We start from the raw sequence: 12,983 nt of genomic DNA, 5'->3' as shown, positions 1-12,983 counted from the left end.
GGCAGGGCCCCGGGTGTGCTTTCATGGGCACCGTGGCCATTCCGCTCCAGTACGGCGACCCGCCCCGGCTGGGCCCCTATGTCGTCCAGGCGCGGCTGCAGACCCTTCCGACCGGGTTCGTGTACCTCGCGCAGGACGAGGCGGGCCGTGCGGTGTCGGTCGCGCTGCTGACCAGGGGCGCCGCCATGGACGCGGCCGCCCGCGAGCGTTTCCTGACCGCCGCGCGGCAGGCCCGCAGCAGCCGCGGCGGCGTGCTCGGCTGGATGGCGCGGGCCCGCGGCCGTGCCCAGGCGGGCTCGCCGCGGATCATCGCGATGGACGAGGGGCCCGCCCCGTGGGTGGCGGTGCCGTACGCGCCGGGCGATCAGGGCGCCGCGTGGTTCCTCGCGTCGGTGATGATGACCGGCACGCTGATCGGCGACGCCCACGGCCCCGACTTCGTGCCGTACTGGCTGGGCGACCGCGTGCCGGCGGTGCCGCTGCCGCCGCCGCCCGCGCCGCCGCCCACCGAGACCAGGCGCGCGGTGATGGTGGCGCTGTCGGCCCTGGTGGCGCTGCTGGTGCTGGCGATCGCCATCGCCTGGATGCTGCTCGGCCGGCAGGAGGAGCCCCCGGGCCCGGGCCGCCCGCTGCCCCCCACCCAGTACGTCCCGACGCCGCCGCCGGTGCCCTCCCCGAGCCAGACCGCCAAGCCGTCGCCGAGCCCCTCGCCCGGCGAGAGCGACGAGGCCACGCCGCGCCCGAGCATGCCAGGCGACGACCGGCCGGGCGACATCTGACCCTGGTGGTGTCCGGCCTGGGGTGGTGTCCGGCCTGGGGTGGTGTCCGGCCTGGGGTGGTGTCCGGCTTAAGGTGCTGTCCGGCCCAGGTGACCTTTGGTCTGGGCGACTGGTCTGGGCGACGTCTACCTGGCGCCGTCGGTGCCCCTGCCTCGCCGCGCCGGGCCGCGTGTGCGTCACACGCGTGAGGACCCGGCGCGCCGGGTCCTCACGGTGGGGGTGGAGGGGATGACGGTCAGGCGGTCATCCCCTCGTGGCGGGTGCGGGCGGCCGGGCGGACGGCGCCTGCGGTGAGGGCGACGAGCAGGGCCAGGGCGGCGGGGATGCCGAGTGCCGCGGGCAGGCCGACGACCTCGGAGACGGCGCCGATGAGCACCGGCCCGACGAGCATGCCGAGGTAGCCGAGGCCCGCCACCCGGGCCAGGGCCTGCCCGGCGCGGGCGGGGGCGCGGTTGCCGGCGGCGGAGAACACCTGCGGGACGGTGCACGACAACCCTGCGCCGAAGCACGCGAACGCGGCCACGGCGGCCACCGGGTGGGAGGCGAGCAGGCCCACGCCGAGGCCCGCCCCGGCCAGCAGGCCGCAGCAGCGCACCAGCACGACCGGCCCGAGCCACGCGGCCAGGCGGTCCCCGGCGAACCGCCCGGCGGTCATCATGATCGAGAACGCCGCGTAGGCCGCCGCGGCGAACCCCTGGGTGCCGCCGAGGTCCTCGCGCAGGTACACCGAGCCCCAGTCGGCGGCGGCGCCCTCGCCGATGAAGCAGCAGAACGCCAGCGCCCCGAGGAAGAACACCTCGCGCGTCCTGACCGTGCCGCGCCCGCCTCCCGGCTGCCGCGGTTCCGGCCCGGCGCGCAGCGCCCAGCGGGCCGCCAGCACCACCGGGACGGTCAGTGCGGCCGCCGCGGCGGTGAAGGTGGCCTGCGCCCCGATCCCGGCGTGCGCGAACAGGCCGCCCTGGGCGGCGCCGAGGAACCCGCCGATGCTGAACACCGCGTGGAACGACGACATCATGGGCCGCCCGCAGCGGCGTTCGACCTGGACGGCGTTGGCGTTCATCGCGACGTCCAGCGTGCCGAGCACCGCGCCGAACACCAGCAGCGCCACGATCAACGTCCCGAGGCTCGGCATGGCGGCGGGCAACAGCAGCACCAGGACCTGGGCGAACGCGACGGGTGTCATGACCTTGGCGGTGCCGAGCCGGTCCACCAGGTGCCCGACGACCTGCATGCCCGCGAACGCGCCCAGCGCGATGGCGAGCAACGCGACACTCAGCTCACCCTCGCCGATCTGCAGGCGCTCCTTCAGCGCGGGGATGCGCGCCGTCCACACCCCCACCGCGACCCCCGAGGTGAGGAACAAGAGGTACACGGCGATCCGCGCGCGCCGCAACTCGGCGCTGAGAGCCGCCCGCGGCCCACCCGGCGGCGTGCCGGTGCCGGTGGCACCGGCCGGGGCCGGGGGAGGAGGGGGATGGAAGTCCCCGCCGGGTGCGGCGGCGACGTCGTTGCCCAAGGCAGTGCTGGGTGTGCCGTTTCGCGGGCGGGTGGTGGTGACGTCGTTGCCCACGGGGGCGGGGGTCGCGTCACGTGAGGCGGTGGCGAGGGCTGCGGCGCGCGAGGGGGCGGCGGCGCTGCCGTCACGTGACGGAGCGGCGGTGACCGCGTCATCCGGGGAAGCGGCACCGGCCCTGTCGTGTGAGCGAGGGCCGGGAGCCGGGGCCGGGGAAGCGGCGCCGGCCCTGTCGTGTGAGCGAGGGCCGGGAGCCGGGGCCGGGTTCCCTGCCGTGGCGGGGTTCATGGGAAGGTCCTGGTCCGGGCCAGGGGTGGAGCGCGTCGCGGAGGCAGGGGACATGCCGGGCGCGGGAGTCGTCATGTGTCCGTCAGGGGTGTCGGGGCGCCCGTGCCGGGCGCCGGTGGGGGAGGGCGGGGTGGTGACGGTGGCGCTCGCGTCGATGATGGCAGGGCCGGAGATCCTGACGGGGTGATCCGGGCGGTGCCGTCTCCCCGGCGCCTTCCTGCCGCTGTGCGGATCCGCGTTCCCGGCGGGGTGACGCGGCTGGTGCCGTCCGCCCGGCGTCTCCAGGTCACCCTCCAGGTCCGGCGTCCTCGTGGGGTGATCCGGGTGGTGCCGTCCGTCCGGCGTCTTCATGTCGCCGACCGATCGGGGATCGTGCTGGGCCGGTCCGGGCGGTGCTGTTCGCCTGGTGTCCGCATGCCGCCGTGCGGATCGGGGATCGTGCCGGGCCGGTCCGGATGGTGCTCCATGTCGTCGTGCGGACCGTGGATCCTGGTGGGCCGGTCCGGGCGGTGCTGTTCGCCCGGTGTCTGCATGCCGCCGTCCGGGTCCGGGGGGCTCATGGGGCGATCCGGACGGTGACGCCGGCGGCGGTGAGGGCGTCGTGCTGGTCGCGGGGGACGCGTTCGTCGGTGACCAGGACGTCGATGCCGGTGGCGGCGCACACCTCGGCGAAGGCGGTCTGGCGGAACTTGTGGGAGTCGGCGGCCACCACCACGCGGCGGGCCGAGGCGATGGCGGCCTGTTTGACGGCGACGTCTTCCAGGTCGTGGGCGGTGAGGCCGTGTTCGGCGGACAGGCCGCAGCAGCCGATGACCGCGGTGTCGAAGCGCAGGCCCCGGATGGTGTTCACCGTGAGCGGGCCGGTGATGTTGAGTTCCCCGGGGCGGACCTCGCCGCCGGGCAGCACCAGCCGGACCCGGGGCGCGGTGGCGAGCTCCTGCACCGACTGCAGCGACAGGGGGAGCACGGTGAGCCGGCGGTCGTGGACGGCGCGGGCGACCTCCAGGGCGGTGGTGCCGCCGTCCAGCACGACGGCCTCGCCGTCGGCGAGCAGCCGCGCCACCTCGGCCCCGATGCGCCGTTTGGCGTCGGCGGCCTCGTGCTCGCGCACCCCGAACGGCGGTTCCTCGCCGCGCAGCAGCAGGCTCTGCGCGCCGCCGCGGATCCGCCGCACCACGCCCTGCTGGGCGAGCTCGTCCAGGTCGCGGCGGATGGTCATCTCCGACACGCCGTGCTGGGCCGCCAGGTCGGCGACCGACACGCTGTCGGCGGTGGTGAGGGCGTCCATGATCGCCCGCAAACGTTCCATGTGTTCATATGAACATGATTTATGTTCGTTCGCAAATCGTGGTGGAGACTGTGAGCCATGCGCGCCGGCCGCCTGCTGTCCTTGCTCCTGCTCCTGCAGACCCGTGGTCACATGACGGCCACCGAACTGGCCAGGGAGCTGGAGGTGTCGGTGCGCACCGTGTACCGCGACGTGGAGGCCCTGTCGTCGGCCGGCGTCCCGGTGTACGCCGACCGCGGCCCGGCCGGCGGCTACCGCCTGCTGGACGGCTACCGCACCCGCCTGAACGGCCTGACCGCCGAGGAGGCGTCCTCGCTGTTCCTGGCCGCGCTGCCCGGCCCGGCGGCCGAGCTGGGCCTGGCCGAGGTGGCGGCCGCCGCCGAGCTGAAGATGCTCGCCGCGCTGCCGCCCGAGCCTCGTTCGCACGCCTCCCGCATGCGCCGGCGGTTCCTGCTGGACGTGCCCGGCTGGTACCGCGACGCCGACGAGGTGCCCTGGCTGGGCCCGGTGTCGGACGCGGTGTGGGAGGAACGGTGGCTGCGCATGGTGTACCGCCGCTGGGGCCCGGCCGAGGTCGAGCGCGAGGTGCGGCCCTACGGCCTGGTTCTCAAGGGCGGGTCCTGGTACATGATCGCCGCGCCGCGGGACGCGGAGCCGCGCACCTACCGGGTGTCGCGCATCGTGACCGCGCAGGTCCTGCCCGCCCGTTTCACCCGTCCCGCGGGGTTCGACCTGGCGGACTTCTGGAGCGAGTACGCGGCCGGCTTCAAGGAGCGCATGTACGGCTTCGAGGCGCTGGTGCGCCTGGCGCCCGGCGCCGAGGGGCTGCTGCGCGTCACCGTCGGCAACCGCCCCGTCGACGCCGCCCTGGAGGCGGCCGAGCCTCCCGGCGCCGACGGCTGGCGCGTCCTTCGCCTGCCGGTGGAGTCGGTACGCCACGCCGGGTGGCTGCTGCTGCGCATGGGCGCCGACGTCGAGGTGCTCGGCCCCCCGGAGCTGCGCGAGCAGATGACCGAGGCGGTGGCCCGCCTGGCCGCCCTCTACGGCATCCGCCCCGCGCCCCTCGCCCGGTAGACCGTGGGGGCCGTGACGGCCCCCGGGCCGGTCAGGACTCCGGCGCGGTCCCCGGGCGCCCTGGGGGCGACGTACGATTCCCCTTGTGACCGGCAGACCCGCCTCGGCGCAGCACCTGCGCGACCTCGCGCGGTTGCGCCGTGTCCGCGACCGGATCGACCGTGAGTACGCGCAGCCGCTGGACGTCGAGGCGCTCGCCCGCGGTGTGAACATGTCGGCCGGGCACCTCAGCCGCCAGTTCCGGCTCGCCTACGGCGAGTCGCCGTACTCGTACCTGATGACGCGCCGCATCGAGCGCGCGATGGCGCTGCTGCGCCGCGGCGACCTGAGCGTCACCGAGGTCTGCTTCGCGGTCGGCTGCTCCTCGCTCGGCACCTTCAGCACGCGTTTCACCGAGCTGGTCGGCATGCCGCCCAGCGCCTACCGCCGCCAGGCGGCGCGCGCGACGGCGGGCATGCCGTCGTGCGTGGCCAAACAGGTGACCAGGCCGGTCAGGAATCGAGAAGCGCAGCCCACCGAGCCGCAACTAACCTGACCTGCATGGACATCAGCATTCACGCGAGTTTCCTCCCGCACGACGACCCCGACGCCGCCCTGGCCTTCTACCGCGACACCCTCGGTTTCGAGGTACGCAACGACGTCGGATACGACGGGATGCGCTGGATCACCGTCGGCCCCCCCGGCCAGCCCGGCACGTCCATCGTGCTGCACCCGCCGGCCGCCGACCCCGGTGTCACCGAGGACGAGCGCCGCACCATCACCGAGATGATGGCCAAGGGCACCTACGGCGGCATCCTGCTGGCCACCAAGGACCTCGACGCCACCTTCGCCCGGCTGCAGTCCGGCGACGCCGAGGTCGTCCAGGAGCCGGTGGACCAGCCGTACGGGGTCCGCGACTGCGCCTTCCGCGACCCGGCGGGCAACATGATCCGCATCCAGCAGCTCCGCTGACCCTCCGGCGGCCGCGGGGAGACCCCTGCCCGTCCAGGTGCGGACGCGGCCCCGGGCCGGGGGATCGAGGACGTGCACACCCCCGGCCGGCCGCGTTCCCCTGCCCCGTCGCCGGACGAGCGCGCAGGGTCGTTCAGGGCCTGCGGCCGCGGAAGGTGCGGCGCAGGTCGCTCACCCAGGCGTCGGGGTTCTCCCAGGGGATGAAGTGGCCGCCGTGGTCGTGGGCGTTGACGTTGACGTGGTTGAACCAGCCGGCCTGCGGGCCGGTCGTGAACGCCTGGACGCGCTCGCCGGCGGTGTGGACGCCGGGCGGGTTCTCGTAGGTGACGAAGGTCAGGCCGACCGGGGCCTGCACGACCGGGGTGCGGTCGTGGGAGGGGACCCAGGGGTAGCGGTTGGCGTTGGCGTAGTAACGCATCGACGTGGCGATGGAGTTGTTCGCCCAGTAGATCGTGGCGTGGGTGAGCATGTCGTCCTTGGTGAAGACCGACTCGACGTCGCCGCCGTTGTCGCTCCAGGCGTTCCAGCGCGCCAGCAGCCAGGCGAGCAGCCCGGCGGGTGAGTCGCTCAGCCCGTGGGCCAGGGTGGCGCCGTCGAGCATGTGGACGGCCAGGTGGGGCGCCCAGCGGTGGTCCAGTTCGATGACGCGGGCGCGGACGCCGGCGGGCTGGTCGTCGGTGAGGGGACGGTTCCGGGCGAAGTCCCAGGCGCGGGGGCCGGTGAAGAAGTCGAGCGGCAGCCCGGAGCCGATGTGGATGCCGTACAGCTCGCCGGCGTACTTGTGGCCGAGCTGGCTGGAGACGATCCCGCCGATGTCGCAGCCCCCGGCGGCGTATTTCCCGTATCCCAGGGTCTCGGTCATCAGGGTGTGCCAGAGGTCGGCGACCTTCCAGAAGTTGACGTCGGGAAAGCCGGTGAGAGGGCCGGGGAAGCCGAAACCGGGCAGGGACGGCACGATGACGTCGAACGCGTCGGCGGGGTCACCGCCGGACGCGGCGGGGTCGGCGAGCGGGTCGATCACCTTCGACCAGTGCCAGAACGTCCACGGCCAGCCGTGGGTGAGGATCAACGGGATCGGGCGGGGGCCGCGGCCGGGCTTGCGCATGAAGTGCACCGGGACGCCGGCGACGCTCACCTGGTAGTGCTCGTGGACGTTGATGGCGACCTCGGCCTTGCGCCAGTCGTAGCCGTCCCGCCAGTAGGCGACCAGCTCACGCAGGTAGCCGTCCGGGACGCCGTAGGACCAGTCCTCGTTCCCCTCGTCCAGCGGCGGACGGGTCGATGCGAGACGGGCCCGCAGGTCGTCGAGGACCTCGTCGGGCACATGGACAGGGGTGGCCTCCAAGGGGAAGGCGCGCGGGGTGGTCATGGCGTGGTTCCTTACCAGGCGGGGGCGGCGGCGCACAACCGCCGGACGGCGTGCACGTAGCCGGGCCGGCCCGCCGCCGGGAGGGCGGGCCGGCACGCCGGGACCATCCGCTCGGCCGGGACGATGGCCCTGTCCGACGTGGCCCGGCGCACGCCGTTCACGGGGACGGACAGGAGGGCGTGGTGCCCGGTGGCCCTCCCGCCGCGGGACGTCCCCGGGCCGGCGGTGACCGCCGGTCAGCCGAAGGGGGCGCCGCTGAGGGTCACGTCGTAGGGGCGGAAGGCGGAGGCGGTGGCGGCGCGGGCGGAGATGACGACCACGGGGCAGCGGGCGGCCATGACGCAGGCGGCGACCACCGGGGGAGCGGCGGCGGGGGCGCCGGGGTCGGCGGCGCGGACGCCGAGCACCAGCATGGCGGCGTCGGCGCTGTGTTCGAGGAGCACCTGGGCCGGTGGGCCCTGCGCCACCACCGGGTCCAGCCCGGGCGCCACCCGGGCGACGGCGCGCCGGATGCGTTCGCGGACCGCCTCGTACTCCTCGTCGGGGGACCGCCAGCTCCCCATGGGGGCGTACGAGGCGCGGTGCTTGCCCGACCACTGCCAGGCGTGCACCGCGACGACCTCCGCCTCCCGCAGCCGGCTCTCCCCGAGTGCCCAGCGCAGCGCGGCGGTGGCGGCGGGGGAGTTGCTCAGGCCGACGACGATGCGGGGCCGGATGGTGTTGTGCGTCACGGATTACCTCCTCCACAACGAGCATCGCCCGCCGCCGGTGACGCGCCGTCAAAGCCCAGGGAAAAACCGACTAAATGTCACGTTTCCAGTACACATCGTGATACATACCCGATTTATTCCTGGGGGGGAGAGACCCGGGGGCAGGGGCTCGCAGGTGAAAACGTGGGCGTGCACGCCCCCCTGCCCGCGCGGCGGCCCCGCACACCCGCGTTCCGTCCCGGCCGCCCTCGCTCCTGATCTACATAGTAAAGGCGCCAGCTCGGAGCGGCACCCACCCAGCCCACACCGAACCCCTGTCCACAACCGGACAAGCCAAGGGTGTGGTCAGTGGACGGAGAAGCCGCCGTCGACGTACACCGACTGGCCGGTCATGTACGCGGCGGCGTCGCCGGCGAGCAGCACCGCGACGCCGGCGAAGTCGCGCGGCAGGCCGTTGCGGCCGGTCATGGTGCGGGCGGCCATCGCCTCCACGCGGCCGGGCACCGCCTGGGCGGGCTCGGTCAGGGGAGTGAGCACGAAACCGGGCATCACGGTGTTGACGCACACCCCGTGGGCGGACCAGGCCTCGGCCTGTGAGCGGGTCAGCCCGGCGAGGGCCGCCTTGCTGACGCCGTAGACGCCGCTGTCGCCGAACGCGCTGATCGCCTGCTGGGAGGCCACGTTGACGATGCGCCCCCAGCCGCGGGCGGCCATGCGGGGCCCGAAGTGCGCCCCGAGCAGGTAGGGGGCGGTGAGGTTGAGCCGGACGGTGGCGTCGTAGTCCTCGCGGGTCAGCTCGCCCATGGGGCGGCGGATGTTGTTGGCGGCGGCGTTGACCAGGATCGCGATCTCCCCGGCGAACTCCCCGGCGCGTTCGCACACCTGGCGCACCGCGTGCTCGTCGCCGAGGTCGGCGCTGATGGTGTGGGCGTCCACGCCCTGGTCGCGCAGCCGTGCCGCCGCGGCGGCGAGCCCGGCCTCGCGCCGGGCGACCAGCACCACGGCCGCCCCGGCCAGCCCGATCGCCTCGGCCATGGCGTACCCGATGCCGGAGCTGCCGCCGGTGACCAGGGCCGTCCGCCCGTCCAGGGAGAACATGCGGTGCAGGTAGGCCGCACTGGGAGGTCGCATGGCGCCAGAAGGTAGCACCCGGTGCCGGGCCCGGGGCGGGGCGGGGTCAGTGGGGGCCGTACAGCTCGGTGACGGCGGCGCGCAGCTCGGCCATGACCTGGTCCAGGCGGCGCAGGGCGTCGGTGTCGAGCAGGTCGAGCAGGCGGCGGTAGCCGGCCAGGCCGGCGTCGATGAGCTGCTCGGTCATGCGGCGGCCGGCGTCGGTGAGCTCGACCAGGCGGACGCGGCGGTCGTTCGGGTCCTCGCGGCGGGTGACCAGGCCCTGGGCGGCCAGCCGGTCGACGATGCCGGTGACGGTGCCGAGGCCGACGCCGAGGGTGTGGGCGAGTTCCTGGCCGGGGGTGGAGCCGTGGTGGGCGAGGATCAGGGCGACCTTGAGCTGCTGCATGGTCAGGTTGCTGGCCAGCAGCGGCATGGAGCGGTCGTGGGCGAAGGCGCGGCCGAGGGCGTGCTGCGACTCGCCGATCCGCGCGATCAGCTCTTCTCTCTCAGCGTCCACGGTCACCTTTCCCTCGGGATCAAGGTTACCAGGAGTTCACGACAGTGCTAAATATTCGCCTAGTACGAAGTGTTAGCATTGCCGGAACCCATTCCAGTGTCGTCACGTCCGGAAGGCCCCCGCCCATGACCGCTCTGGCCAGGCTCAGCCTCGCCAACCGAAGCCTCGTCATCATGATCACCGTAGTGATCAGCGCGTTCGGTGCCTTCGCGATCCCGTCCCTGAAGCAGCAGTTGCTGCCGTCGTTGTCCTTCCCCGGGGCGTTCGTGGTGGCCCCCTACCCGGGTGCGTCTCCCGACATCGTGGAGGAGCAGGTCGCCAAGCCCATCGAGGCGAGCTTCCAGGGCATCGCGGGCGTCACCAAGGTGACCTCGGTGTCACGCGAGGGACGCGCCCAGGTGCAGGTGTCGTTCGAGTACGGCACCGACGTCGAGGACTCGGTCAGCGCGATGCAGCAGGCGATCACCCGCATCCGGCCCCAGCTTCCCGCCGGGGTGGAGCCCACGGTGGTGGCCGGCAACACCGACGACATCCCGGTGATGGTGCTGGCGGTCGGCGACGGCGGCGACGACCGCGCGATGCTGGACAAGCTGGAGCGCCTCGCGGTGCCGCAGTTGCGGGCCGTCGAGGGGGTGCGTGACGTGACGGTGAGCGGGGCCCGGGAGCAGACCGTGGTCATCTACCCCGACACCGGCAAGATGATCAAGCGGGGGGTGTCCCCGGCGATGATTCCCGACCTGCTGCGCGCCAACGGCACCCCCGTCCCGGCGGGCAGCCTCTCCAAGGACGGCAAGTCGCTGACCGTGCAGATCGGGCGGCGCATCCAGTCCATCGGCGACCTGAAGAACCTCTACCTCACCCCGCAGGCGCAGGCCCCGGCGGTGCCCTCGCAGGGCCGCCCGCAGGCGCCGCAGCAGGGCCGTCCCGCCGCCGGTGTCCCCGGCGCGGCGGTCCCGGCGGCCGCGCCCAAGCCGGTGCGGCTCGGCGACGTCGCCGACATCGAGCAGGAGCCGGCCGAGGCCACCACCATCACCCGCACCAACGGCAAGAGCAGCCTCGGCGTCGCCATCACCATGACGCCCGACGGCAACGCGGTGCGCATCTCCCACGACGTGCGGGCGCAGCTCGCCGGGCTGACCCGCGCGCTCGGCGACGCCTCGGAGATCACCGTGGTGTTCGACCAGGCGCCCTACGTCGAGCGGTCCATCGAGGACCTGTCCACCGAGGGCCTGCTCGGCCTGATATTCGCCGTGCTGGTCATCCTGCTGTTCCTGCTGTCGGTGCGTTCCACCATCGTGACGGCGGTGTCCATCCCCCTGTCGGTGGTGATCGCGCTGATCGCCCTGTGGGTGGGGGACTACTCGCTGAACCTGCTCACCCTGGGCGCGCTGACCATCGCCATCGGGCGTGTGGTGGACGACTCGATCGTGGTGCTGGAGAACATCAAGCGTCACCTCGGGTACGGCGAGCCCAAGCGGCAGGCCGTGCTGCGGGCGGTGCGCGAGGTGAGCGGCGCGGTGACCGCGTCCACGCTCACCACGGTCGCGGTGTTCGCGCCGATCGCGTTCGTGGGCGGCATGGTGGGGCAGTTGTTCGCGCCGTTCGCCATCACCGTGACCGTGGCGCTGCTGGCGTCGCTGCTGGTGTCGCTGACCGTGATCCCGGTGCTGGCGTACTGGTTCCTCAAGGCCCCGGAGCTGTCGCCGGAGGAGGCGGCGGCGGTGCGGGCCAAGGCCGAGTCCAGGGAGCTGCGCAGCCCGCTGCAGCGGGCGTACCTGCCGGTGCTGCGGTTCGCCACGCGCCGCCGGGTGCTCACCCTGCTCCTCGGTTTCGTGGTGTTCGCCGGCACGGTGGCCCTGGCGCCCGGCTTGAAGACCAACTTCATCGACTCCTCCGGGCAGGACACCGTCTCGATGACCCAGAAGATGCCGCCCGGCACCGACCTGGCCACCACCGACGCCGCCGCCAAGAAGGTCGAGCAGGTCCTGGCGTCCATCGACGGCGTGGCGGCGTACCAGGTGAACGTGGGCGGCGGCGGGGGCCTGGCCGGCGGGCTCGGTGGCTCGGCCGACCGGGCGTCGTACTCGGTGACCGTGGCCGAGGGAGTGGACACCCCCGCGCTGCAGGACACGCTGCGCGACCGCCTGTCGCGCCTCACCGGGGCCGGTGAGATCACCGTCGGCGGGCAGGGCGGCGGGTTCGCCTCCGACCGGGCCGAGGTCATCCTGCAGGGCCCGGACCTCGCGGCGCTGCGGTCGGGCTCGGACGCGGTGCTCGCCGCGCTGAAGGGCATCGACGGGCTGCGCGACGTGTCGTCCAACCTGGAGTCCAGCGCCCCGCGGGTCGAGGTGCGGGTGGACCGCGAGAAGGCCGCCGCCCGGGGCCTGACCGAGGCGGGGATCGCCCAGCAGGTCGCGCAGGCGTTCCGCGGCGCCCCGGTGGGGCAGGTCACCGTGGACGGCCGCCCCAACGACCTGATCCTGCGCACCTCCAACGCGCCGGACGACCTGGCCGCGGTGCGGGACCTCAAGGTGGCCGGGGCGGCGGGGCTGGTGAAGCTGTCCAGCGTCGCCGAGGTGCGCGAGGTCGCCGGGCCCACCCAGATCACCCGGCAGGACGGCGACCGCACCGCGTCGGTGTCGGCCGCCGCCACCGCCAGCGACCTGGGGGCCGTCACCGCCAAGATCACCGAGCGGATGCGGACCCTCGCCCTGCCCTCCGGCGTCACCTACACCATCGGCGGCGTCAGCGCCGACCAGGGCGAGGCGTTCGGGCAGCTCGGCCTCGCGATGCTCGCCGCCATCGCCATCGTCTTCATGATCATGGTGGCGACGTTCCGCAGTTTCGTGCAGCCGCTGATCCTGCTGGTGTCCATCCCGTTCGCCGCGACCGGCGCCATCGGCCTGCTGCGCGTCACCGACACCCCGCTCGGCGTGCCGGCCCTCATCGGCATGCTCATGCTGATCGGCATCGTGGTCACCAACGCCATCGTGCTGATCGACCTGATCAACCAGTACCGCGACCAGGGCCTCGGCGTGGTGGAGGCCGTCATGGAGGGCGGCAGGCGGCGGCTGCGGCCCATCCTGATGACGGCCATCGCCACCATCTGCGCCCTCACCCCGATGGCGGTCGGCCTCACCGGGTCGGGAGGGTTCATCTCCCAGCCGCTGGCCGTCGTGGTGATCGGCGGCCTGGTGTCCTCCACGCTGCTCACCCTGGTGCTGGTGCCCACCCTGTACACCATCGTCGAGCGCACCAAGGAACGCCTGCGCCGCCGCCGCGGCGGCGGGCCGGACACCCCCGAGGTGAAGGTCTACGACGAGCAGGCCCTGGCCAGCCGCTGACCGGCAGGCGGCGGCCGCCCGCACCGGTGGGTCCGGT

General features: G+C 73.8%; 13 protein-coding genes. 5 read left to right on the top strand and 8 right to left on the bottom strand.

Features of this window, described 5'->3' with window-relative positions; translation table 11 throughout:
* Window positions 1-23 precede the first annotated feature (23 nt).
* On the top strand, window positions 24-779 hold the full coding sequence (locus ABGB17_RS26365; protein WP_347634151.1) for a hypothetical protein: 756 nt from the start codon (window positions 24-26) through the stop codon (window positions 777-779).
* A 235-nt stretch (window positions 780-1,014) separates the two neighbouring features.
* Here ABGB17_RS26365 and ABGB17_RS26360 read toward each other — a convergent pair whose 3' ends face one another.
* The 3 genes from ABGB17_RS26360 to ABGB17_RS26350 all read right to left on the bottom strand — a co-directional run bounded on the left by ABGB17_RS26360 (window position 1,015) and on the right by ABGB17_RS26350 (window position 3,889).
* On the bottom strand, window positions 1,015-2,349 hold the full coding sequence (locus ABGB17_RS26360) for an MFS transporter (protein ID WP_347634149.1): 1,335 nt from the start codon (window positions 2,347-2,349) through the stop codon (window positions 1,015-1,017).
* 578 nt (window positions 2,350-2,927) lie between these two features.
* Window positions 2,928-3,140, bottom strand: coding sequence for a hypothetical protein (locus ABGB17_RS26355; protein WP_347634147.1), 213 nt, complete (start codon window positions 3,138-3,140; stop codon window positions 2,928-2,930).
* A complete protein-coding gene (locus ABGB17_RS26350; RefSeq protein ID WP_347634145.1) occupies window positions 3,137-3,889 on the bottom strand; it encodes a DeoR/GlpR family DNA-binding transcription regulator in 753 nt (250 codons plus the stop codon). Before ABGB17_RS26350 ends, ABGB17_RS26355 begins: the two co-directional genes overlap by 4 nt.
* A 57-nt stretch (window positions 3,890-3,946) precedes the next feature.
* Between ABGB17_RS26350 and ABGB17_RS26345 the strand changes: the two genes are divergently transcribed.
* From ABGB17_RS26345 to ABGB17_RS26335, 3 genes are all read left to right on the top strand, one after another.
* Window positions 3,947-4,942, top strand: coding sequence for a WYL domain-containing protein (locus tag ABGB17_RS26345; RefSeq protein WP_347634143.1), 996 nt, complete (start codon window positions 3,947-3,949; stop codon window positions 4,940-4,942).
* 85 nt (window positions 4,943-5,027) lie between these two features.
* Window positions 5,028-5,477 (top strand): helix-turn-helix transcriptional regulator, encoded by a 450-nt coding sequence (locus ABGB17_RS26340; RefSeq protein WP_347634141.1) that lies wholly within the window; start codon window positions 5,028-5,030, stop codon window positions 5,475-5,477.
* A gap of 5 nt (window positions 5,478-5,482) precedes the next feature.
* Complete coding sequence (locus ABGB17_RS26335) at window positions 5,483-5,893, top strand: VOC family protein (protein WP_347634139.1); 411 nt, start codon at window positions 5,483-5,485, stop codon at window positions 5,891-5,893.
* Window positions 5,894-6,026: 133 nt separating this feature from the next.
* Here ABGB17_RS26335 and ABGB17_RS26330 read toward each other — a convergent pair whose 3' ends face one another.
* The 5 genes from ABGB17_RS26330 to ABGB17_RS26310 all read right to left on the bottom strand — a co-directional run bounded on the left by ABGB17_RS26330 (window position 6,027) and on the right by ABGB17_RS26310 (window position 9,602).
* The gene (locus tag ABGB17_RS26330) at window positions 6,027-7,262 is read right to left on the bottom strand and encodes an epoxide hydrolase (RefSeq protein ID WP_347634137.1); all 1,236 of its coding nucleotides are present in this window, start codon (window positions 7,260-7,262) and stop codon (window positions 6,027-6,029) included.
* Between the two features lie 11 nt (window positions 7,263-7,273).
* Window positions 7,274-7,423 (bottom strand): hypothetical protein, encoded by a 150-nt coding sequence (locus ABGB17_RS26325; protein WP_347634135.1) that lies wholly within the window; start codon window positions 7,421-7,423, stop codon window positions 7,274-7,276.
* Window positions 7,424-7,498: 75 nt separating this feature from the next.
* Entirely contained in the window at window positions 7,499-7,993 is a 495-nt protein-coding gene (locus ABGB17_RS26320; RefSeq protein WP_347634133.1) for a universal stress protein, read from the bottom strand.
* A gap of 324 nt (window positions 7,994-8,317) precedes the next feature.
* The gene (locus ABGB17_RS26315; protein ID WP_347634131.1) at window positions 8,318-9,103 is read right to left on the bottom strand and encodes an SDR family oxidoreductase; all 786 of its coding nucleotides are present in this window, start codon (window positions 9,101-9,103) and stop codon (window positions 8,318-8,320) included.
* A 46-nt stretch (window positions 9,104-9,149) separates the two neighbouring features.
* Entirely contained in the window at window positions 9,150-9,602 is a 453-nt protein-coding gene (locus tag ABGB17_RS26310; protein WP_347634129.1) for a MarR family transcriptional regulator, read from the bottom strand.
* 125 nt (window positions 9,603-9,727) lie between these two features.
* On the opposite strand from ABGB17_RS26310, the gene ABGB17_RS26305 reads away from it, so the two are divergent.
* Window positions 9,728-12,946, top strand: coding sequence for an efflux RND transporter permease subunit (locus ABGB17_RS26305; protein ID WP_347634127.1), 3,219 nt, complete (start codon window positions 9,728-9,730; stop codon window positions 12,944-12,946).
* Window positions 12,947-12,983: the final 37 nt, after the last annotated feature.

The sequence above is a fragment of the Sphaerisporangium sp. B11E5 genome, assembly GCF_039871875.1.
Taxonomy (GTDB): domain Bacteria; phylum Actinomycetota; class Actinomycetes; order Streptosporangiales; family Streptosporangiaceae; genus Sphaerisporangium.
The sequence above is the reverse complement of the archived record's forward strand: the minus strand, read 5'-3'. Positions and strand labels throughout refer to the sequence as shown.